The following is a 20,966-nucleotide window of genomic DNA, read 5'->3' as shown; positions in this document are numbered from 1 at the left end:
CGCGAAGACGACGGAAGGGATGTCCGAGAAACCTTGGGCCGTTCAGTCAAAGGGCAACACCGCCTCATTCCTCACAGTCTAAGTCATCCAATTTCTTCCAAGCAGGCTGACCTTTCCAGATCGAATACCCATCTCCCGCGGCAATGATTTGACCGCCAAGGCTTGGCAGCCGTTCTTTAAGGGCTTCATCAGCTTCACCATTTTTAAGAAAATACAGCACTTCATCACTAGCGCAAAAAACGCTCGGACGGGATAGCCACATATATGGGCGGATTTCGCCATCGTAGAGCAAAAGAGTTTGCGCGTGCATATCGTCGACAAACGCATTCAGGGGCATCATCCGCCAGAAGTCTTCACCATATATATTCCTAATTTCAAGTTCGCGCGACAACCGCCCAATCTCGGATACGGAGCTATCGCTCAATCTTCTATCGACGGAATGCACTACAGATACCCCATCCCGAACAATCAGCGCGAACCAGAGAGACATGACGAATGCAAGCGAACTCAAAAGTAGCGAAGCTGGAATTCTACGAATTCTATGCGCGAACAAATTATAGAACCAATCGAAGATAACCAGCTTTAATACAAAAATGGCCCAAAGGTAGTGCCTTGATGAATCCGGATTCAGTGTAGCTACGGCGATCGCGCCAACGAGAACACCGAATATTCCCACAAGCTGTACAAAGTCTGGACTCCCTATTGAACTGGGGAAACGACCACCTGGAATGGCGAGCAACATTAACTTAGCAAGTTGATTTGCCCGTGCCACGCCAGAAAGGAGGCAATAAAAATAGCTAAATAATAATAATACTGAGAAGGAAATAACTACAAGCGCAAAAAATGAAAGTTTTTGCCCGGCAAACAAATTCAAACTTGACAGGTTATTCAAAGTTTCATTCGAATTTTTTATAATATTTGAAATTATCTCATCTACGGATCGAAATGTTAAGGTTTCAAAGTAATTTACTCTAACTCCCTTCATTTGAACAAGAATTTTATTTGTGAAGAAAGCCGCCACAAATGAAAGACAGACCGTAGAAAAAACAGATACCGCGCTTCTGAGTTTTGAAAATAGAAAAACCGCCATAAAAGTTGGAAACATCACGAGGAGCCCTCTAATAGGGGACTCAAATGATAGTAAAAATACAGTGATTGATAATAATATTAGATATTTTCTATTAAAGGTATGCAAGTATTCTTTTGCAAAGATGACAACGCCTAATGCTAGTATCACATTTGTTAGGTGAGATTGCTGACCCAAGATATAATTGGACTCAAACACTCCCAAGGGGAGAAGCATAACTGCGGTGAGCAAGATAGATTTTTGAGGATATTTAAAGTGAATATTTAGAATATTATATAACACCACGCCCCAGAATGCGACACTCAGAGCTGATCCGATTAAGAATGCTGTATAGCCCTTAAGGCCGATAGCCAGAGAGAAAGCAATGAATGGACTTGATCTAAGAATTATTATCTGATTTCCATAGCTAAAGTCAGATGGTAATATTGATTTTCCATCAACTATGGCAGAAGCCAAAACTTGCATGGCCGCCGCATCGCCATCAAAGAAAGTTGGGAAAAATAGACTGTGATGAACGATTCCTAGCGAAAATGATAAAATAAACGCTCCGAAACTCCAATACATTAACTTAGATTCGATAGTCCCCTTGTCCATTCCCTACACCTTACATTAGTTATTCAATATAGATACATATAATATACTTACATAATATCTGCAGCGCTAATTTCTTCATCAATAATGAACCGCGGCCGCCGTTTCACTTCCAGATATATCTTGCCGACATATTCGCCGATGATCCCCATGCAAAAGATCTGGAGGCCTCCGAGCCACAACAACGGCAGCACGGTCGAGGCCCAGCCCGGAACCGTGCTCTTGGCGACAAACAGCCGCTCCATGAGGAACCAGAAAGCAAGCAACATCGAAAGCACAAACACGGAAATACCCAAGGCGGCCACGAACCGGAGCGGCGCGGCAGAGAACGATGTCACGCCGTTGACGGCCAGCGAGAGCATTTTCCTGAGCGTGTATTTGGTCTCGCCATGTTCGCGCGTCTGCCGGTCATACTTGATAACCTCAGCCCTAAAACCGAGGTTCGGAATGATCCCGCGCAGAAACAGGTTTGTCTCCTCATGCGCCAGGAGCGCCTTGAGCGCCTTTTGCGACATCAGCCTGAAGTCCGCATGATCGGGTATGATCTGCGCGCCCATCAGCTTCATCAACGCATAATATCCCTTCGCGGTGTTCTTCTTGAAGAAACTGTCCTCGCCGCGCGAGCGGCGAACGCCGAGCGCAAGATCCGCGCCGGATTGGTAAGCCTTCAACATCTCGAGAACGGCGTTGATATCGTCCTGCAGGTCGCTGTCAATCGTCAGAACGACGTCGGCATCAGCGACCGAAAGGCCCGCCAGCATGGCATTCTGGTGGCCGTAATTGCGGCTGAGCTTCAAACCGGTAGCGCCGATTTCCCGCGTAAACGCCTCGATCTGCTGCCAGGTCCGATCCGAACTGCCATCGTCGACGAGGATGATCCTGAACCGAGCCAGGCTCACGTCCTCCCGCGTGAGAAGGCCTGCGAGATAGTCATGAAGGACTGGAATGGTGTGGGGAAGATTGTCTTCCTCGTTGTAACAGGGAACCACGACATCCAGGGAATAGGGATCAGCCATCTTTTTCGAAAATCCAGAATTTCATGACCAGGAAGAAACAGACATTGTAGGCCACCATCGCCACGACTTGCGAGACCATTTCAGGCAACTCGCCTTGCCGCGTCAAAGCGACAAGGACGACCAGGTTGAGGCCATAAGCCACGGCAAAACCTGCCAGGAAGCGGTAGACCGCCCTTCTGTTGTAAGACGAGGCAAAGGTGAACCGGCCGTTGAAGATGAAGCTGTTCAGCAACCCGCAGGCATAGCCGATGATGTTACTGGCGACAGGAGAAAAGCCGAGATAGCTCAGAACCGCTATTACGAACAGCGTGATGAGCGTGTTCATTACGCCGACAAGGCCATACTTCAGGAATTGTTCGACAACAAGCGGCATTGGCGGAACCGACCTTTTCCAACATCTGCTTCGGCTTCCTTAAGGGGTCCTCGCGGCTTTGTCACGCCCATTGTGACTTTAGGTCGTCCATACAGCCATACCGCGCAAAAAATACAGACGCCGAAATTGTACCCGCCATCAAACCACACCCTGAAAATTCAGGATGAGAGGGTCCGTGACTGGAGATCATGTTGAACAAGGCAGGAAAAAAATGGCTGGGGAACCTGGATTCGAACCAGGACTAACGGAGTCAGAGGCCCAGCTTAAAGGCTGAATTTCCGAACGATTTTCTCCAAATCCGGAGAAAATACCCGATGAGAAATCAAAGGGTTACGACCGAAAATCCAACTGATTTTCGGGACGATGACGCACGTCTTGAAGAAGCAGCGAATTGTCTCAACCAGCACAGAGATGAGATTGGGTCGGCGTTCGTACCTGCCCTCAAAGACCGATTTGGTCTTACGAACTTGCAGGCCATTGACGCCGCCAAGCGCGCTCACGAGATCGACTTCGGGGGGCAGTGATGGCAGACAGCTTCGCTCCCTCGGCTGCGCTCCTGCGCAGTTCCATCGTCGCGCGTGGTTGGACTGGTGACGGTGAACTGGCCCATGCCTATGAGACAGGGAAAGCCCACACTTGGCGGGCATTTCACGGCCCGCGCAATGTTGGCGGTCGTCGGCCAGGACGATTTATCGAGAAGGATCGCCTGCGCGTTGCCTCGCCTGACCGGGACGCATCCCGCCGGCGAAAGCGGTCGTGGGCCGGATCAAGCCGGTTGCCCAAGGAAATGCGTGAGGAGTTCACTGAAGGCGAACGTGCGGCGCTTAGCATCGTAGCGGAACAGGTTAAGCGGAACGGACTCTGTGACCTTCCGATTGACAAGATCGCGGCGCTTGCGGGCGTATCAAGAACGACCTGTCAGAATGCTTTCCGCAAAGCACGGTCCGGCGCTTCTCCCTATATCGCTATTCAGGAGCGGCCACGGCCTGGACGCAAGAACCTCACGAACATCATTCGCATCGTGTCGCAGGAATGGAAGCGATGGCTGAAGAACCTGATAGGGTTCAAGAAGCTGAACCCCTCGAAGACCAAGAACAATAACACTACGAACAATCGTCGTGAGGAAAGGCCGAAAGAGGCTTTCGAATGGAAGAGGTGGCGTCAACCTGACGATTTCGCATCGCAGAGACAAGACGATGGCAACGTTCGGCATGAATGCCATGAACTTCATGAGCGCCTTGACAGGGAGCGGGAAGTCCGTGAACGGCTGGAACATGAACTGTCCGAAGTTCGCGAAATGGGCCGCGACCCGAATTATGCGGCGGCTGTTCGGCAGCGTCAGGCGCGCGCCATCCGGAACCTGCGGGGCGAGCCGGAACTGGACCCCGAAGATAGCGGGCCGATCGTGGATATCGATCGCGATGGATACAGGTTCGCGGACTGACCGCGCCAGACCGGGGGTGGTCTCAAACTTCCCGCCCTTATCGGGGACCGGTGCGGGGAGGTTTGCGCGAGATTTTTTCTAATTGGGAAGAAAAACCATTTTGAACCAATATGTTATGGGGTTTTCGGCGGAAGCGCGTGACATTTAGTAAGGAAAATTTCGTGTCCCAAGTTGTCCCCAGTTGTCACCTTCCGAAAACGACTCGATTGGGGGCATAAAATGGAACATGAAGATATGGCCCTTTCCACGTTCTGAAAAAAAATCGCTCGGCAATCCGACCGAGGCGGAATACGCGCTGTTCACCGGCGGGAGCGTGGCAGGATCCACTGTGTCGCTTGCGACGGCGCTCACGGTCCCGGCCGTACAATCGTCGATCCGCCTGATCTCCGAAGCATCCGCCACGCTCGATATCATCGTTGAAAGGCGCGACGGGAACAACTGGACACGCGAGACCGAACATCCGGTCGCCCGCCTTCTGGCTGACCGGCCCAATGACTGGACCTCGACCTTCGAGCTGATCCGCGATCTCGTCGCCACGGCGTTGACCCATGATCGCGGCGGCATCGCCTGGGTGAACCGCGTCGGCGATGAAGTCCGGGAAATCGTCCGGTATGAGCCCGACCATGTGACCGTCGACTTCAGCGCCGACGGGCGGCAGGAACCCAGCTTCAAAATCAACAATCGCGCCGAGGACGCGCAGAATATCGTCCATCTTCGCGGCCCCTTCGGTCGGTCGTGCCTGGCGCTCGCCGCCGGCGCCATCGGCGCGGCAAAGGACATGGAAGGGCACGCGAGCAAGCTCTTCAAGAACGGCGCCCGTCCCGGCGGCGTGATCCAGTCTCCGAAACCTCTCGGCGACGAAGGCTTCAAGAAGATGGGGGCGGCCTGGCGTGCCGCCCATGAAGGTCCAGACAATGCCGGCCGCACGGCCATTCTTTGGGACGGCGCGACCTGGCAGGCCATGACGCTGACCTCGACCGACGCCCAATTCCTCGAAAATCGCAAATTTCAGATCATCGAAATCGCCCGTGCCTTCCGCGTCCCGCCATCGATGATCTACGACCTCGACCGCGCCACCTGGTCGAACTCGGAGCAGATGGGCAAGGAATTCCTCTCTTACACGCTGGAGCCGTGGCTGCGAGCGCTGGAGGGCGCGCTTCGCCGGGCGCTGTTTCTGCCTGAGGAGCGCGGCGATTTCCGCATTCGCTTCGACCGCGACGACCTGACCCGCGCCGATCTGAACGACCGTGCGACGGCGATCAACAGCCTTATCGCAAGCCGCGTGCTGAACCCCAATGAGGGCCGGGCATGGCTCGACCTGCCGCCGCGCGATGGCGGCGAGGAGTATGCGAACCCGAACACGGGCAGCAACCAGCCAGGCCTTGGCCACAATGGCGGGCCTGCGCTCGATGACCAGACACAGGAGCCCGGCAATGGACCTGAGTGACGTTCTTTCCAACGTGGCCGACCAGGACAAGGGCCGCATGCTCGAAATCATCGATCCGTGGACCGGGACCAAAACCGGCATGCGGTTCTGGATGGCAGGCCCCGACAGCGACACCCAGCGGCGCGCCCGCATCGCGATGATGGATGAGCTTGCCGAGGCTGCCGACGAACACGGCAAGGTTTCGGCGACCAGCCGCGAAAAGGCCCGCCTCAACATGCTCGCCCGCTGCGTTCTGCGCTGGGAGATCGAGGAGGATGGCAAGGCTATCGCCATGACCCACAAGGCCGTGGTTCGCGTCCTTTGCGCCGGCACATGGATACAGGCGCAGGCGGATGCCTTTGCCGGCGATCGCGCTAATTTCAGGCCGGAGGCGTGACGATGGAGAAAATCCTCTTCGAAACCAAACTGGCCGCGCTTGATGACGGCGTAATCGAGGGGATCGCGTGGCCGTGGGGCTCACCCGATCGTGTCGGCGACGTCATCGAAAAGGGCGCTTTTAAGGGTGTGTCGCTGCCGCTTCCTCTCCTGTTCGGTCACGATCCGAATGATCCAGTCGGAACCTGGACGGAGGCCGACGAAGACGATGAAGGCCTCAAGGTGAAGGGTTCGCTTCTGATCGAGGAAGTCGCCCGCGCCCGTGAGGTTCATGCGCTGGTGAAGGCTGGCGCCGTCAAAGGGCTTTCGGTCGGCTTCCAGACCCGCAAGGCCAGTCCGCGCAAGGGCGGCGGCCGGACAATCACCAAGCTCGATCTTTGGGAGGTGTCGCTTGTCACCTTCGGCATGCATCCCGGCGCACGGGTTACCAGCGCGAAATCCGCAATCAGGGCTCTGACACTGGCAGAAGCCCTCAACCGCGCCACGGCGCAACTGAAAGGGTGAACAACCTATGCAGCATTTCACCAAACAGGCGCTGGCAAGCTCGGCGCTGATCTTGAAGGGTGAGGAAGACGACCCCGAAAACATCGTCACCAAGGCGATCGAGGACCTGTCGAAAACCGTCGACGAACGCCTGAAGAAGGTCGAGGAAAAGGGCGTCGACCCGAAGGTCGAAGAGCGTCTGAAGGCGCTGGAGACGAAAGCCAACCGGCCGGGCGGCGACAAGAAAACCGAAGAGCCGACTGAAGAGCGCAAGGCGTTCTCGATCTATCTGGCGCGCGGCGATGCCCTTCCCGCCGAAGAGCGCAAGGCGCTGACGGTTTCGAGCGACCCGAGCGGCGGCTATTTCGCGCCGGCGGAAATGTCGTCCGAGTTCATCAAGGATCTGGTCGAGTTCTCTCCCGTTCGTTCGGTCGCTTCAGTGCGATCGACCGGCGCACCTTCCGTGGTCTATCCGAAGCGAACCGGCATCACCAATGCCAAGTGGGGCGGCGAGACCGAAGCGCAGGAAGAATCGACGGCCAGCTTCGGACAGGCCGAAATTCCGGTTCATGAGTTGAAGACCTACGTCGATATCTCCAACCAGCTCTTAGCCGACAGCGCCGGACAGGCTGAAACCGAAGTGCGCCTGGCGCTGTCGGAAGACTTCGGCCAGAAGGAAGGTTCGGCCTTCGTCAACGGCACGGGCGCCAAGCAGCCCGAAGGGTTCATGACCAACCCGGATATCGCCTCTTTCGCCAATGGCCACGCCACCAACCTTTCCGCCGATGCGCTGATCAAGCTCATGTACTCGCTGCCGGCAACCTATCGCGGTCGCGGCTCCTGGGCCATGAACGGCACCACGCTCGGCGTCATCCGCACGCTGAAGGATGGCAACGGCAATTATCTCTGGCAGCCGTCCTATCAGGCCGGCCAGCCCGAAACCATTCTCGGCCGTCCGGTTGTCGAGATGGTCGACATGGAGGATATCGCGGCCAATGCCTTCCCGCTGATCTACGGCGACTTTTCCGCCTACCGGATCCTCGACCGGGTGAGCCTGTCCATTCTGGTCAACCCCTACCTTCTCGCAACCTCCGGCCTCACCCGCATTCACGCCACGCGGCGCGTCGGCGGGCGCGTGCTTCAGGCCGCGCGGTTCAAGAAACTCAAGATGGCGACCTCGTAAGGGTTACCGTCTCCCGATTTCAACGGCGGCGAATGCCGCATCTCAGATGAGGAACACGATATGCGTGATCTTGTGAACAATATCGGAGCGGTCGCGGCGCTTGCGCCGGCCGTTCTGACCGCGACAGTGACGGGCGCGGCGCTGGACCTGATCGGCTTCGGCAGCGTGGCCGTTGTGATCAACACCGGAGCGATCGACTCGGCCGGAGACTTTACCGCGAAGCTGCAGGAATCGGACACCACGACCAGCGGCGATTTCACCGATGTCGCGGCCGGTCACCTGGAAGGGGCGTTCCCTGCCAGTCTCGCCGAAAACGCGGTTGTGAAGGTCGGCTACAAGGGCTTCAAGCGCTATGTCCGGCTCGTCGTCACCAAGAATGGCGGCACCTCGATCGCGGCCGGCGCGGTGCTGATCAAGGGCAATGCCGCCGAACGGCCGGTGGCCTGACGCCCATGCCGAGCAAAGCCCCGCGCGTGTGTGGATACTGCGGCCTCACCCATATGACGGGTGAGCAATGCAGGCTCGTGGCCGCGCGGGACAGGGCAACGAAAGCCCGCTTTGACCGGAAGCGACCGAATGCCCGCCAGCGGGGTTACACCCGACAGTGGGAGAAGGAGAGCAAGGCTTTCCTTGAAGACTACCCCATGTGCATCCGCTGCGGAGAGCCGGCCGCTCTGGTCGACCACAAGATACCGCATCGGGGCGATCAGCGGCTCTTCTGGGACCGCACCAACTGGCAACCCCTTTGCCATCACTGTCACAACAGCGCCAAGCAATCGGAAGAGCGGCGCGCATCCAAAGAGGTGGAACCATGAGCCTTTTCCCGACAGCCGGCGCCAAGCTCTATATCGGCCGTGCCAAGGCGCAGAAGAGCGCCGACTTTACCGAGGCCGATTTTTCCAGCGAGACATGGACTGAGATTGCCGATCTCGAAAACCTGGGGTCTCTTGGCGATACGTCCCAGCCGATCACCGTCGCGCATATCGGATATCCGCGGGAACGCACGCTGAAGGGCGTCCGCTCGGCGGGGACGATGGAAGTCATCTGCAGCGTCAACAATGAGGACGCCGGCCAGATTGCGGCATTGGCGGCTGAGAAAACCAAACACGATTATGCCTTCCGGCTGGTGCTGACCGACGCCCCGGAAACGGGAAGTGCGCCCGCACCTTCCGAGCGCATGTGGATTGCCAAGGTTATGAGCGTGTCTGAAGCCTATGACGAGGCCAACAATGTTCCGAAGCTGAACCTCTCGCTGGCAGTCAACTCGAACGTCGTCAAGATCGCGGCCACGACCGGAGACTGATCCAATGGCAATCGTGACGCTCGATCAGATGAAGGCACAGTTGAACGTGACCAGCGACAGCGACGACGATCTGATCACGAACAAGATCGCCGCCGCTCAAAACCATATCGAGCGTCTTCTGGGATACCGGATCGAAGAGAGCTACGGCAATGCCGATCAGGATCCCGTACCGCCTTCACTGGCCGAGGCTGTGATGCAACTTGCCGCTCATTGGTATGAAAACCGGGAGGCCGTGATTGTCGGCGTGACCGCCATTCCCATGCCCCTCGGGGTCCGGGAAATCATCCGAGAATATCGGGACTGGAGCTTCTGACATGGCGAATGACGGCGGCATCTCCAGACTGAAGCGAAGGCTGAACGCAATCCCCAAGGATGTTCGCGAGGCGATCGTCCCTGACCTCATGAAATCGGGAAATGAGCTTGCTTCGACCATGAAAAGCCTTGCGCCGGAAGACAGTGGAGACCTGAAGAGCAGCATCGCTGTCACAGGACCCGGACAGCAGACGCCACCGTACTCGCAGCCTGGCGGCGCCAGCATGGTTCCGGAAAACGCCGTGGCGGTGACGGTCGGGAATGAAGATGTCCGCTATCCGCACCTTGTCGAGTACGGAACGAAGGCAGCGCCGGCGCAACCCTTCTTCTGGCCGGCATACCGTCTTCTGAAGAAGCGGATCACCAGCCGGACGAAGCGAACGATATCCAAAGCCGTCAGAAAGCGCTGGGGTAAGTGATGAGCGCCGAACTCGCCCTTCAGAAAGCCATTCGTGAGCGCCTGATCTCAAGCGCAGCAATGACCGCCCTGGTGCCTGCCGAGAACATTTTGGACCGCAATGAGCGTCCGGCGCCAGACCCGGCCATCATCATTGGCGAGGGGCAGAGCGTCGATGACGGCGCGATCAGTCGCAACCGCCTGCGCATCTACATGGACCTGCATGTCTGGAAGCGCGAAGAGGCGCTGACCGGCGCCAAGCTGATCGCCTCCGTCGCCCGGGCGGTCCTGAATATGCGTCGTCCTGTTCTCGCGCCCGGCTTTCACTGCGCTGATTGTTTCGTCTCTTCTTCCCGCTTCCTTCGCGACCCGAGCGGGGAATTCAGCCATGGCGTTGTGACCATTGAAGCCGTCGTCGAGGTGACCGCATGAGAGCCGGAAGCCTCGATCAGATCATTACGGTTCAGCGCAGTACTGAGACGGTGAATGAATATGGCGCACCCGTCTTCTCCTGGACGGATATTGATACGCTGCGCGCCCAGAAAGTCGAGGCCAGCACGGACGAATTCTTGCGCGACTATGGCGCGATCGATGAAACCGCAGTGGTGTTCCGGGTTCGCTGGCGCGACGGTATCACCCCGGCCGATCGCGTCGTTCATGACGGCATGGTCTTCAAGCTGAAACAGGTGAAGGAAATCGGCCGCCGCAAAGGTCTGGAGTTGCGATGCGTTTCGAGCGGTCAAGAGGCAGGGCCATGAGCACGCGCGGACGTAAAGCCGATCCGCGCGAACTGGAAGATGCGCTGACCGAAGCGCCACCGATGCCGGACAGCATGCCGGATAGCATGCGTGACGAATGGGACGCGGTGACCACCGAGTTGGTGAAGCGTCAGATACTCAGCAAGGCAATGCTGGGGGCCGTTGAAACCTACATCCTTGCCCGGTGGATGCAGGGAGAAGCCAAAAAGGCCATTGCCGAGCATGGCGCTCTGATCGCCACCAAGGAAGGCTTCCTGAAACAGAACCCGGCCTGCACGGTTCTCGGCCGCGCGCAACAGCAAATCACCCGGCTTTCAGCCGAACTTGGCCTGACGCCGGCATCGCGCGCGCGGGCTGGCATGGGACCGGAAGAGGATGGCGATGAGCAATTCGGCCTGTTTACCTTCTGATACTTATCCGGACTGGATTTATGACGAATCCCCCATCCCCGACCCGTTCGGCTATGGCGAGCGCGCTGTGCGCTTTCTGCGGTCGTTGCGCCATCCAAAATCACGATTGCCGGGTCGCGCCTTCGACCTGACGCCGTGGCAGGAACGTATCATTCGGCGCATTTATGGTCCCTGCAACGAAAACGGGCGGCGGATCGTGCGCAATGTCGCCATGCTTCTGCCGCGCGGCAATCGGAAAACATCGCTTGGAGCGGCGCTTGGTCTGCTTCACACCATCGGCCCGGAGCACGTGCAGGGTGGTGAGGCGATCTGTGCGGCTTCCGACCGCAAACAGGCTCGCATTGCCTATGATGAGGCAATCGGCATCGTGCGGGCTATTCCTGCCGCTGAAAGCCGCCTGAAGCTGACCGATTCCAAGAACCGGCTGACGGCACCAAAGAGCGGAGCATTCCTCGAGGCGATATCGGCGGATGCCGGAACCCAGCATGGGCGCACCCCGTTGTTTGCTCTGGTCGATGAGCTTCATGCCTGGAAGAAGCGTGAACTGTGGGATGTGGTTCGCACCGGCCTTGTGAAAGTGCCGGGCTCGCTTCTCATGGTGATCTCGACTGCCGGTCGCGGGCAAGAGAATGTCGCCTATGATTTCTATGACTATGCGCGCAAGGTGGCGCGCGGTGAGATCGATGACCCGGCGACCCTTCCGATTCTCTTCGAAACACCACGCGATGCTGACTGGCTGGATGAAGACCTATGGTATCGCGCCAATCCCGGCCTTACCGATGGCTTTCCCGACATCGAAGGGCTTCGCCAGATGGCGCGCGAGGCCAAAGAGCGACCGGGCGATCGTGAGGCGTTTCGCCAGCTCCACTTGAATGTATGGCTCGACCATTCCTCCGACCCGTTCGTTGACATGCTGGTCTATGATCAGGGCGCCTTCCCCGTCGATGTGGATGACATGGAGGAATATCCGTGCTGGCTGGCTGTCGACCTTTCCTCAAACAACGACCTGACCGCAGTGGTTGCCGCCTGGCAGCACGGCGACGGCTATATCGTTCATCCGTGGTTCTTCTGTCCGGAAGACAATCTTCGCGGCCGGGCGGATCGTGACGGCGTTCCCTATCCGGAATGGGCCGAACAGGGCTACATCACGCCGACGCCCGGAAACGTCGTCGACTATCGCGTTGTCGAAGACCAGATCAGGGAGCTTTGCGCTCGCTTCAATGTGCAGGAAATCGCCTTCGATCCGCACATGGCGCGCAACATGCTTAACAACCTGCAGGAAGACGGCCTGCCTGCCGTGGAAATGCGGCAGGGCTGGGTGACCATGGCGCCCGCCGTCAAGGAGCTTGAGCGCGCCATTCTCGGCCGCCGGCTGATCCATGGCGGACACCCGGTGTTGCGGTGGAATTTCGAGAACATCGTGGTGCACGTCGACGCGGCGGGAAATACGGCCTTCCACAAGGGCAAGAGCAAGGATCGCATCGACGGCGCGGTTGCCTGCGCAATGGCAGTGGGCCGCGCGGCGGCCGGCGATACCGGCCGATCGGTCTATGACAGCGAAGACTTCACTGAAGACATGGGGTGGTTCTGATGGCCAAGAGTGATGAAGAGCGACTGCTTGTCCTGGTCGAGGCGCGTATTCGTGACCTCGAAAAAAACATGGCCAAGGCGAGCTACACCGCGGACAAGAACTTCGATCGCATGCGGCGTTCCTCACGCTCTGCCACGCGAGGCATGGAACGGGACATGCAGCGGTCAACCTCAGCGATGAACAAGGCTCTCGCCTCGACGACCGCGCAGATCGGCACCTTCGGGAAGGCGTTCGCCGGAGGCATCGTGGGAGGGCTGACGATCGCAGGTTTGACGGCGATGGTTTCCAAGGTTCGCGATGTTGCCGCTAGTGTTGCTGAAGTTGGAGATCAGGCTCGCATCGCCGGCGTCGACGTGCAGTCGTTTCAGGAATTGAAGTTCGTTGCCGAGCAAAACCGGATCGGGGTCGACGCTCTGACAGACGGGTTGAAGGAAATGAACCTGCGGGCAGATGAATTCATTTTCTCCGGCGGCAAGAGCGGCTCTGCATCCGAGGCATTCCAGCGGCTGGGCTATGACGCCGAGACATTGGCGATCAAGCTCAAGACGCCATCCGCCTTGTTTGCCGAGATCATCGGCAGGCTTCAGCAGCTCGACAAGGCCGCTCAAATCCGGATTGCTGACGAGATATTCGGCGGAACGGGCGGTGAGGAATTCGTCAAGCTCATCGATGACGGAGAGGCCGGCATTCAGCGAATGATCGATACGGCCAATGAAATGGGCATCGTCATGGACGAAGAGCTCATCGACAAGGCCGTGGAGCTTGACCGGCAATTCGGCATCGTGGCGGACACTGTTGGAACCGCGCTCAAATCCGCGATCGTCGAGGCGGCTTCCGCCCTGGCGTCGTTTCTCGACATGTTCCGGGAATTCGAGAACAGAAGCACGAAGAGCCTCGAGGTCAAACAGGCAGAGCTCGCCCATGAACGCTTCTCGCTTGAGAACCAGCTCCTCGAGGTTCGCAACAATCCGAATATGACGGATCAGAGCCGACGGCGGGCGGAAAACAACATCAACCGCCAGCTTGCCGACGCGAACCGCAAGGATGCCGAGATAACGCAAATCCTGAACGACAGGCTCTCGCCAGGCGATGATGATGACACGATCATGCTTCCTCCGGTCAATGTCACCACCAAACCGAGCGGCGGAGGATCCGGCCGAGGTGGCGGAGGGGGACGCTCGGCGGATCGGGATCGCCGCGCTATCGAGCGGCTTATTCAGGCGCTCAAGGACGAACAGGCAACGCTTGCCATGAGCGAGCGTGAGAAGGAAATCTTCACCAACCTGCGCAGGGCGGGTGAGGCCGCGACCGATGACGAGCGGGCGGCGATAACGGAATTGACCGGCGCCATTCATGATCAAAAGGCAGCTCAAGAGCAAGCGGCAGAGACGGCGGACTTCTTCAGGGAAACGGCCTATGACAGCTTCACGGCGTTGATCCCCGCGATCGAAACCGGAAACGCCGCGCTCGACAACCTCATCAACAAGCTGATTGAGGCGGCTGCGCAGGCGGCGCTGCTGGGAACCGGTCCTTTCGCCGGCATGTTCGGCGGCGGCTTGTTCAGTGGGTTTGGCGGCGGGCAGATGGCCGTTGCATCGTCAAATGTCGCTGCCGGCCTTGTCACCGGCCTGTATGCCGATGGGACAAACTTTGCGCCGGGCGGGCCTGCCATCGTCGGTGAACGAGGCCCGGAGCTCGTAAACCTCCCCCGTGGTTCTCAGGTCATTCCAAACCACATGCTGCGGCCAACAAAGGCAACGGCGGCAAGCAAGGGCCAGTCCGTCGCGGTGAAGTCCGACATTCGTGTCTTCATGGATGAAAACCACAACTGGAGGGCTGAGGTTGTGCGTATTTCGCAGCAAGAAGCCAACGGGGCGGTAGCCGTTGGGCTGGAGACCTTCGGCAGAGAGATGAAGCGAGGCGGTATCAATACCGTGCAACAGGCATGGTCCCAACAGAAGGGCTGATCATGACAAGTGATGCGTGCTTCAGAAGACTGGTGATTTCGGCGCTCGATCAGCATTTCGCGTCCGGAGAGGTTCCTGTCCTGCCAGCAGGCTCGGAGCTTCTGTGGCAATGGTTTTGTGAACTCAGCGCCACCCGGACCTGGAACGCGAACGGACCGAACCCGATCAGCTTTGCCGAGATCATTGCCTATTGCCGCGTAACCGGTTGGCCGATCAGCAGAGTGCATGTCGACATACTTCAGGCGATGGATGCGGCCTGGCTGAAGCAGGTCGCAGCCATGCAGTTTCCGGAGGGCAATTCGAGACAAAATAAACAGTCTCGACGCACGATGACGCCGGGCCTCTTCGACGCGATTTTCGGGTGATGTGATGGCCAAAAAGGGAAGAGGAAGTAATTTTTACGTTCACGGTCTCCGCTCCGGTTGGACCGAATTCCGATATGGAAATGGCGACAAGCAGCAGAAACGCCCGCCCAAACGTCTCTTCAACCACAACAAAAGAAAGCAAATTGTTTCGCAGCTTATTGAGGTCCTCGACGATTTTAGACAAACGCGGTTCGAGCATGAGGCGACTTGCCGTCACGGTCTCAGGTCCGCGCTTTGTCTTGAAGGACACTCTTGGGCGGCTGCGGACAACGAGGCCGCTCTCTTGGTAAGCGAAGCGCTGAAGTCGATTGGAGCGATACGGCCTCGGTGGGAAGAAGGACAGCGGTATTACGCCGATGGAACTAGCAATTGCAACTGGTGCCATGGACCAATTGAGGCTGGTTCCGGGCGATTTTGTTCCCGCGAATGCGCGCGATCGATGTTAGAATCGATGGCGGGACGTGATAAGCGCGATAGGGATGTAGCTTGGCGGGCAGCATGGATGCTCATCAACCGAACAAACAAGCCCAAGGTGACCTGCGAAGCTTGCGGCAGCATGTTTCATCCCCATTACGCAAGTGCTGGACGATTTTGCTCTTCTGCTTGTTACGACGCTGTCAACACCATCAAGCCGCGAACTTGCACTGTTTGCGGCGATTCCTTCAAACCCAAATACAGCAACGGTGTCTGCTGTTCCAGGGTCTGCGCCGCCGTAGCTGCCCAGCGAGCTCGAAAAGCGCGGAAAGAACGGCTAGCGGTAGAAACACGAGTATGCGATGAATGCGGGACCGACTTCACGCCGCAGTCGCAAAATAGCCGGTACTGCGGGGATCAGTGTAGTGCTAGAGCAAGAAGCCGAGCGTATAGAAATCGGAAGAAAGCTTTGTCCGATTCGACAATTGTTTGCCTGCCTGTTCCGGATCCTCGGCCGCTGACGCCGGCAATCTTCGATGGCATGCTTGAGGCGGCCTAGGCCTTGCGATTGCGACGGGCTTCAAGGATTGACGGTGCGGGGCTTAATCGGGGCTTCATCGATGCAAGTTTGGGCGCTTTGGGCTTTTTCTCGGGCTTGCGCCGCCGCGCCTCCTTGCCTGCCTCGGTGATCTTCCACCGCTTGTTTCCGTCTGGCGAAAGGAACTCCTCGATCCAGCCGTTTTCGAGAAGGATAGCGATTGTTCCATCGCCCGCGCCTTCCTTGCTGAATTCAGCAACAGAAGCTCCGTCGGGATCCGCAGCGGCGCGGAGCGCATTACGCTGGCGCGTCGTCGGAGTGTCTTCCGCCGCCATTCCTGTTCAGACTTTGTGGTGGCTGACGATGTACCAGGCCGTTCCGGCAATCGCCAGGGCGGCGACCGGCATGATCAGCAGGGAAATGATTTCCATCATGGTCACGGCTTCAGCCTCTTCAAAATGGTGCTCGCCACATAATGTAGTGCACCGGCCGTCAAAAAACAAATGATGCTGACCGGGATCAGGAACAGCGGCGTGCCGGTGGCGCTGTTGAGGCTGGAAAAGACCGGCGCCAGCCCGCCGACACCGAACACGGCAATGCCGAGGCCATTCAGAAAGGTCGCCAGCAGCTTGATACGCTCATTGTGAATCTGGTTCATGTCAGCAATCAGTATCGAGCGAACCAAGAAGGTAACTCAGCTTCTCTCCCTGATGACCGTTCATCATCCTCACGGAGGCTATCGATCATATAAAAGCAGTAGGAATGTGCCGCTTCAAAGGCGGTCATGTGCTCGGGGATACGATCTGCTGCATAAAGAAGATCATCCATACGGCCGATAATATGAGCCGGATGTGAAAAGGTCTTTTCCTTGCTGGTCGGGTCCTTTTTGGACTGTCGCAGGATACAGTCCGCTAAAATCGCCGTTTGAACCGCAAACAAAAAATCGTCTCTTTTACTCATTGGCGTTTTTCCTCATTCTAACACCAGCATATTCACCGTTCTCCCCGACGAAGATAACCCCTGCCCGCTTCTGTCCGTCCTAATATTTCAGAGCATATATAGCTGAATGTAAACGAGAGAGCACGTCGGCCTTATCAGACCGCTCACGGCAAAGGTCTGAAATCAGTGTTTCGATCGCCCTAAGGTTGGGGGCAAGCCCAGCCTGCAGCACCTCGCCTCGGATAGAGGATAAATCCTGCCTGAGGTCAGCGGCTATATTCTGAGCCTTCCCGACCGTGATGCCATAGTCGGCAGGACTGGCCGCTTGAAGCATGCGATCGATCATTTCCAGTGCGCGCGGCGTCATCTTTTGACCTTCCTCATTCTGACACCGGGGCCTTCACCATTCTCGCTGACGAAGACAACACCGGCGCCCTCCAGTGCTCTCTGAATTGCATCTTTCGTCACTTCTCTGGGCTCTCTGGCACCCCGTTCAAAGTCAACGATCGTTCGAACAGCAACCTTAGACGCTCTTGCCAGCTCGTCGCGGGACCAGTCGATAAGAGCACGAGCGGCGCGACACTGAGCAGAAGTAATCATAAAAAACACCTAATTGCACTTTTTGTGTTGACATAAAACGAGCAAAGTTGCACGTATTATGTCTATTACCACTCTGCAAAATTAGGAGCAACGCGAATGAACACTCATTTTCGCGAACAGGAGAACTTTGTCCGCATTCTGGAGCTGACGCCGGAGCTGCGGAAGCGGATCGAGCGGACGATCGAACACCTTGTATCATTACTTGACGACTATGACGGCGAACCGGATGCAGAGCCGCTTTTGGGGTGGACAGATGAGGAAGTGCCGCACCGGAAATACTACGCGCCGACTGGCGAGGGAGAAGACGAAGACGATGGCACCGCGGAACCGCTATTGGGATGGCCGAATCAGAATGAGCGCACCGGCTCACACCCTATCACCGACGCCATGTCCTGCGATGAAGATCGTGAGTTCGACGACTCGGATTGCGAAGAGAGCGGCGACGAAAACGAGCCTTCGCTCGGATGGACGCTGGCCGGCGCTATTGGCGACAGCGGAATTGAGCCGGATCGGGAAGATGATGGCGATGACCTGGAGCCTTTCTGCGGGTGGAGCGAAGACCGCGACCAGGACGGCGAGGAACGACTCACAGAACGCGGCTTGCAGGAATGGAGCGTGGGCGGCAATTTCTATGGAACCGGCGTTCGCGACGGACGGGCGTTGCTCGCCCGCATTCCGCGCAAGCGCCAGTCGGCAAGATACATGCCATCCTAAAGGTTTCCGATTCCATTAGGGGTTGACTTCGACCTAAAAGAAAAATATTCCTTTAGCAGCAGGAAGCAATAGGACTCGAAGTGATAACTAGCGGATATCTAGTTCAAGAAGTTGCTGACGTTCTCGGTGTTCCTGAGACCGTGGTCGCAACATATTACCGGCGGTTGAGAGAAGAGGGCTTGGTGCCGAAAGCCGGGCGCGGCCCAAAGAGCGCTATTGCGATGACCCCTCGAATAGCTGCGTTGCTTCTTACTACCATCGGTGGACGGATGCTTGAGAATGGCAGTGTTGGCGACGTGGCCAGAACTTATAGTGCACTTAAGGCCACTGAGAGCACACGCATAACCAGGACGACATTTTTAGAGGGTGAAGATCAACAACATAAAGATAGTGCGGCACGAGGAAGCGGAGAATTCGAGTTCGAAGGGGTCGGCATTCCTAGTCTCGATGCCTTAGGACCGGGGCACAGCTTTGTGCAGGCAATCGAAGCAATTATTGAAGCGGAGCTGAATGACGAATTCATATCTTTTCAAAATAAAGAGCCGAGAAAAGTAAAGGATTTTTCATATAGAAACATCGAAATTGAGTTTTTCTCTCCCATTGCGATGGCACAAATACAAATATATTTTTCTTTCTCTGAAGAAAAATCTTGCTTTTTCGAAGTTATATATTTTGGTAAAGAAGCATTCTCTAAGAAAATTTCCGAAAGTAAATTATATTCGGAAAGCACAAAAACTTTATCTCCTATCGATTATGTTCATAGATACAGCTTCAAAGACCTTCTCATGACCAGAAAGATAAGCGGTTCAACCATAAAGCGGGTGGCGGGTTTATTCTGGAACGACTTTTTCGATTCACTTTCGGAAGAAGAACAGTCGGCCTTGCGGGAAGATCTGCGCAACACTTGAGTAGTGGAGTATCTGGATGGCTGAGAAAATTCTTACGCGCAAGGCAATCGCTTACGAGCTCGGAGTGAGCGAGCGGACGGTCTCCCGGCATTTCAAGGAAGGTCGCCTTCCCGGCGCGTTCAAGCTTGGCGGCGGCACGTCTCCGATCCGGATGCGCGAGGCTGATCTCAAGAAGATCAGCTCGGATAGCAGGAGCAAACGGTAGTGGCCCGCACTTACAAGCAGCGCCGCGAGGCGGCCGCCCGACGCGCTATCCGGCGCGAAGAAGAGCGCGCGGCACTGATCGCCAGTGCCGCCGCATATCTGCCTAAGAAACAGGCCGCGCTCTATAAGCGCTTGAAAGCGGAAGGGAAGGTGTGATGGCAAAACGCGAAACCCAGTGGCGCAAGGTCGACGTGACGCGCGCAATTGAAGCCGTCAAAGCCGGCGGCGTCGATGTCGGTCGGGTCGAAATCGACGGCGGCAAGATCGTGATCGTGTCGAGCGCCGATACCAATGCCGCACCCTCCCCGTTTGATGACTGGCTGAAGTCCAATGCGCGTTAAGCTGAAGGGTCTCAACAAGGTCAGGAAGAAGCTCGCCTCGGGTGAGACGGTTGAGTATTTCTATGCCTGGAAGGGCGGGCCTCGCCTGCCGGGAAAGCGCGGTGACCCCGAGTTCATGGCGGCTTACTATGCTGCCATTTCCAAAAAGGTGGCGCCGAAGGCCGGAACCCTGCAGACCGTCATCAATGGCTTTCAGGACAGCAGCGACTGGGACAGACTCGCGCCGCGCACCCGAAGCGACTATGTGCGCCTCATCAAGATCATCGAACAGAAATTCGGCACGTTCCCGATCTCCGCTTTGTCCGATCGGCGCTCACGGGCGCTTTTCATGGCGTGGCGCGACGAAAGGGCGAAAGCATCGCGCCGACAGGCCGACTATGGCTGGCAGGTTCTTGCCCGTATTCTCTCATGGGCGCATGGGCGCGGGTTGGTGCCCGCGAACCCCTGCGAGAAGGGCGGCAGGCTTTATCGCGGCTCCCGCGCCGAATTCATCTGGACCGAGGCTGACGAACAGGCGTTTCTCGCAAAAGCGCCTGCCCATCTCCATTTGCCGCTGATCCTTGCCCTTTGGACGGGACAGCGCCAAGGCGATCTTCTGGCGCTGACATGGCCGCAATACGACGGCAAGACGATCCGGCTGCGGCAAAGCAAGACCGGAACACGTGTCGTGATTCCCGTCGGCGCACCTTTGAGGGCGGCTCTTGAGCCTCATCGCCAGAAGGTGGGGCATGTTCTGTTGAACAGCGAGGGGCAACCCTGGACGGCGGATGGGTTTCGCTCCTCCTGGCGCAAGGCCTGCGGCAAGGCTGGCATTATCGGCGTGACCTTCAACGACCTTCGTGGCACGGCGGTTACCCGGCTCGCACTGGTGGAATGTACCGAACCAGAGATCGTGACGATCAGCGGCCATTCACTGCGGCAGGTGCGATCGATCCTCGATTCGCACTACCTCAAACGAGACCAGAAACTTGCAGAGAGCGCGATAAGAAAGCTCGAAAGGGGAACAGAAATTCCCAACCGAACATCCAACTGACACGGTATGTTCTAGTGCAACAGGAGAAAATACCTAGGAAAATCAAATGGCTGGGGAACCTGGATTCGAACCAGGACTAACGGAGTCAGAGTCCGTGGGTCTACCGTTAACCTATTCCCCAACATCCGGCGCGGGGCGCGCCGTCGTTGTGGGGCGCTTATAAACAGAATTGC

The 20,966-nt window shown here is 57.0% G+C and carries 30 protein-coding genes and 1 tRNA gene; 22 read left to right on the top strand and 9 right to left on the bottom strand.

Translation table 11 applies throughout. The features are described 5' to 3' along the window. Positions 1-64: 64 nt before the first annotated feature. The 3 genes from GGR30_RS16005 to GGR30_RS15995 are packed head-to-tail and all read right to left on the bottom strand — an operon-like array spanning position 65 to position 3,067. Entirely contained in the window at positions 65-1,681 is a 1,617-nt protein-coding gene (locus GGR30_RS16005) for a hypothetical protein (RefSeq protein WP_183488131.1), read from the bottom strand. 47 nt (positions 1,682-1,728) lie between these two features. Next, complete coding sequence (locus GGR30_RS16000; protein ID WP_183488129.1) at positions 1,729-2,694, bottom strand: glycosyltransferase family 2 protein; 966 nt, start codon at positions 2,692-2,694, stop codon at positions 1,729-1,731. Next, positions 2,687-3,067 (bottom strand): GtrA family protein, encoded by a 381-nt coding sequence (locus tag GGR30_RS15995; protein WP_183488127.1) that lies wholly within the window; start codon positions 3,065-3,067, stop codon positions 2,687-2,689. Before GGR30_RS15995 ends, GGR30_RS16000 begins: the two co-directional genes overlap by 8 nt. 523 nt (positions 3,068-3,590) lie before the next feature. Here GGR30_RS15995 and GGR30_RS15990 point away from each other — a divergent pair. From GGR30_RS15990 to GGR30_RS15915, 16 genes are all read left to right on the top strand, one after another. Next, positions 3,591-4,511, top strand: coding sequence for a hypothetical protein (locus GGR30_RS15990; RefSeq protein ID WP_183488125.1), 921 nt, complete (start codon positions 3,591-3,593; stop codon positions 4,509-4,511). Between the two features lie 226 nt (positions 4,512-4,737). After that, a complete protein-coding gene (locus GGR30_RS15985; protein WP_183488123.1) occupies positions 4,738-5,958 on the top strand; it encodes a phage portal protein in 1,221 nt (406 codons plus the stop codon). After that, positions 5,945-6,334, top strand: coding sequence for a hypothetical protein (locus GGR30_RS15980; protein WP_246413950.1), 390 nt, complete (start codon positions 5,945-5,947; stop codon positions 6,332-6,334). The genes GGR30_RS15985 and GGR30_RS15980 overlap by 14 nt, the downstream gene beginning before the upstream one ends. Positions 6,335-6,336: 2 nt before the next feature. Further along, on the top strand, positions 6,337-6,837 hold the full coding sequence (locus GGR30_RS15975; RefSeq protein WP_183488121.1) for an HK97 family phage prohead protease: 501 nt from the start codon (positions 6,337-6,339) through the stop codon (positions 6,835-6,837). Positions 6,838-6,844: 7 nt separating this feature from the next. Next, positions 6,845-7,999, top strand: a complete 1,155-nt coding sequence (locus GGR30_RS15970; protein ID WP_183488119.1) for a phage major capsid protein — start codon at positions 6,845-6,847, stop codon at positions 7,997-7,999. Positions 8,000-8,059: 60 nt separating this feature from the next. Continuing rightward, positions 8,060-8,446 carry a hypothetical protein gene (locus GGR30_RS15965; RefSeq protein ID WP_183488109.1) on the top strand — a complete coding sequence of 129 codons (387 nt, stop codon included), beginning with the start codon at positions 8,060-8,062 and terminating at the stop codon, positions 8,444-8,446. Positions 8,447-8,451: 5 nt separating this feature from the next. Next, positions 8,452-8,814 carry an HNH endonuclease gene (locus tag GGR30_RS23695; protein ID WP_183488107.1) on the top strand — a complete coding sequence of 121 codons (363 nt, stop codon included), beginning with the start codon at positions 8,452-8,454 and terminating at the stop codon, positions 8,812-8,814. Then, positions 8,811-9,302: a hypothetical protein gene (locus tag GGR30_RS15955; RefSeq protein WP_183488105.1), complete on the top strand. Its 492-nt coding sequence runs from the start codon at positions 8,811-8,813 to the stop codon at positions 9,300-9,302. The genes GGR30_RS23695 and GGR30_RS15955 overlap by 4 nt, the downstream gene beginning before the upstream one ends. Before the next feature lie 4 nt (positions 9,303-9,306). Continuing rightward, positions 9,307-9,615, top strand: a complete 309-nt coding sequence (locus GGR30_RS15950; protein ID WP_183488103.1) for a head-tail connector protein — start codon at positions 9,307-9,309, stop codon at positions 9,613-9,615. A 1-nt stretch (position 9,616) separates the two neighbouring features. Then, on the top strand, positions 9,617-10,033 hold the full coding sequence (locus tag GGR30_RS15945) for an HK97-gp10 family putative phage morphogenesis protein (protein ID WP_183488101.1): 417 nt from the start codon (positions 9,617-9,619) through the stop codon (positions 10,031-10,033). Further along, positions 10,033-10,443 carry a DUF3168 domain-containing protein gene (locus tag GGR30_RS15940; RefSeq protein ID WP_183488100.1) on the top strand — a complete coding sequence of 137 codons (411 nt, stop codon included), beginning with the start codon at positions 10,033-10,035 and terminating at the stop codon, positions 10,441-10,443. Before GGR30_RS15945 ends, GGR30_RS15940 begins: the two co-directional genes overlap by 1 nt. Then, a complete protein-coding gene (locus GGR30_RS15935) occupies positions 10,440-10,769 on the top strand; it encodes a phage head closure protein (RefSeq protein ID WP_183488098.1) in 330 nt (109 codons plus the stop codon). Before GGR30_RS15940 ends, GGR30_RS15935 begins: the two co-directional genes overlap by 4 nt. Beyond that, positions 10,766-11,179, top strand: coding sequence for a phage terminase small subunit P27 family (locus GGR30_RS15930; protein ID WP_183488097.1), 414 nt, complete (start codon positions 10,766-10,768; stop codon positions 11,177-11,179). The genes GGR30_RS15935 and GGR30_RS15930 overlap by 4 nt, the downstream gene beginning before the upstream one ends. Beyond that, the gene (locus GGR30_RS15925) at positions 11,151-12,770 is read left to right on the top strand and encodes a terminase large subunit (protein WP_183488096.1); all 1,620 of its coding nucleotides are present in this window, start codon (positions 11,151-11,153) and stop codon (positions 12,768-12,770) included. Before GGR30_RS15930 ends, GGR30_RS15925 begins: the two co-directional genes overlap by 29 nt. Further along, complete coding sequence (locus GGR30_RS15920; protein WP_183488320.1) at positions 12,761-14,737, top strand: phage tail tape measure protein; 1,977 nt, start codon at positions 12,761-12,763, stop codon at positions 14,735-14,737. The genes GGR30_RS15925 and GGR30_RS15920 overlap by 10 nt, the downstream gene beginning before the upstream one ends. A gap of 2 nt (positions 14,738-14,739) precedes the next feature. After that, complete coding sequence (locus GGR30_RS15915) at positions 14,740-15,102, top strand: phage tail assembly chaperone (protein ID WP_183488095.1); 363 nt, start codon at positions 14,740-14,742, stop codon at positions 15,100-15,102. A 969-nt stretch (positions 15,103-16,071) separates the two neighbouring features. Here GGR30_RS15915 and GGR30_RS15910 read toward each other — a convergent pair. The 5 genes from GGR30_RS15910 to GGR30_RS23690 all read right to left on the bottom strand — a co-directional run bounded on the left by GGR30_RS15910 (position 16,072) and on the right by GGR30_RS23690 (position 17,593). Continuing rightward, complete coding sequence (locus tag GGR30_RS15910; protein WP_183488094.1) at positions 16,072-16,389, bottom strand: hypothetical protein; 318 nt, start codon at positions 16,387-16,389, stop codon at positions 16,072-16,074. A gap of 101 nt (positions 16,390-16,490) precedes the next feature. Continuing rightward, entirely contained in the window at positions 16,491-16,712 is a 222-nt protein-coding gene (locus tag GGR30_RS15905; protein WP_183488093.1) for an amino acid transporter, read from the bottom strand. Between the two features lie 8 nt (positions 16,713-16,720). Then, on the bottom strand, positions 16,721-17,014 hold the full coding sequence (locus GGR30_RS15900) for a hypothetical protein (RefSeq protein WP_183488092.1): 294 nt from the start codon (positions 17,012-17,014) through the stop codon (positions 16,721-16,723). A gap of 79 nt (positions 17,015-17,093) precedes the next feature. Next, complete coding sequence (locus tag GGR30_RS15895; protein WP_183488090.1) at positions 17,094-17,360, bottom strand: hypothetical protein; 267 nt, start codon at positions 17,358-17,360, stop codon at positions 17,094-17,096. Next, positions 17,357-17,593, bottom strand: coding sequence for a helix-turn-helix domain-containing protein (locus GGR30_RS23690; protein ID WP_343066511.1), 237 nt, complete (start codon positions 17,591-17,593; stop codon positions 17,357-17,359). The genes GGR30_RS15895 and GGR30_RS23690 overlap by 4 nt, the downstream gene beginning before the upstream one ends. Positions 17,594-17,689: 96 nt before the next feature. Between GGR30_RS23690 and GGR30_RS15890 the strand changes: the two genes are divergently transcribed. The 6 genes from GGR30_RS15890 to GGR30_RS15865 all read left to right on the top strand — a co-directional run bounded on the left by GGR30_RS15890 (position 17,690) and on the right by GGR30_RS15865 (position 20,793). Next, on the top strand, positions 17,690-18,307 hold the full coding sequence (locus GGR30_RS15890; RefSeq protein WP_183488088.1) for a hypothetical protein: 618 nt from the start codon (positions 17,690-17,692) through the stop codon (positions 18,305-18,307). 80 nt (positions 18,308-18,387) lie between these two features. Continuing rightward, positions 18,388-19,215 (top strand): COG3415 family protein, encoded by an 828-nt coding sequence (locus GGR30_RS15885; RefSeq protein ID WP_183488086.1) that lies wholly within the window; start codon positions 18,388-18,390, stop codon positions 19,213-19,215. Positions 19,216-19,231: 16 nt separating this feature from the next. Beyond that, entirely contained in the window at positions 19,232-19,420 is a 189-nt protein-coding gene (locus tag GGR30_RS15880; RefSeq protein WP_183488084.1) for a helix-turn-helix transcriptional regulator, read from the top strand. Beyond that, a complete protein-coding gene (locus GGR30_RS15875) occupies positions 19,420-19,575 on the top strand; it encodes a hypothetical protein (RefSeq protein ID WP_183488082.1) in 156 nt (51 codons plus the stop codon). Before GGR30_RS15880 ends, GGR30_RS15875 begins: the two co-directional genes overlap by 1 nt. Then, entirely contained in the window at positions 19,575-19,760 is a 186-nt protein-coding gene (locus tag GGR30_RS15870; protein WP_183488081.1) for a hypothetical protein, read from the top strand. Before GGR30_RS15875 ends, GGR30_RS15870 begins: the two co-directional genes overlap by 1 nt. Then, positions 19,750-20,793 carry a tyrosine-type recombinase/integrase gene (locus tag GGR30_RS15865; RefSeq protein ID WP_183488079.1) on the top strand — a complete coding sequence of 348 codons (1,044 nt, stop codon included), beginning with the start codon at positions 19,750-19,752 and terminating at the stop codon, positions 20,791-20,793. The genes GGR30_RS15870 and GGR30_RS15865 overlap by 11 nt, the downstream gene beginning before the upstream one ends. Before the next feature lie 47 nt (positions 20,794-20,840). On the opposite strand, the gene GGR30_RS15860 is transcribed toward GGR30_RS15865, so the two are convergent. Continuing rightward, positions 20,841-20,914 (bottom strand) — tRNA-Gln (locus tag GGR30_RS15860). Positions 20,915-20,966: the final 52 nt, after the last annotated feature.

The sequence above is a fragment of the Martelella radicis genome (genome assembly GCF_014196625.1).
In the GTDB taxonomy this organism is placed as follows: Bacteria; Pseudomonadota; Alphaproteobacteria; order Rhizobiales; family Rhizobiaceae; genus Martelella; species Martelella radicis.
Note: the sequence above shows the minus strand (reverse complement) of the source record. Positions and strands in the feature narration are given on the sequence as shown.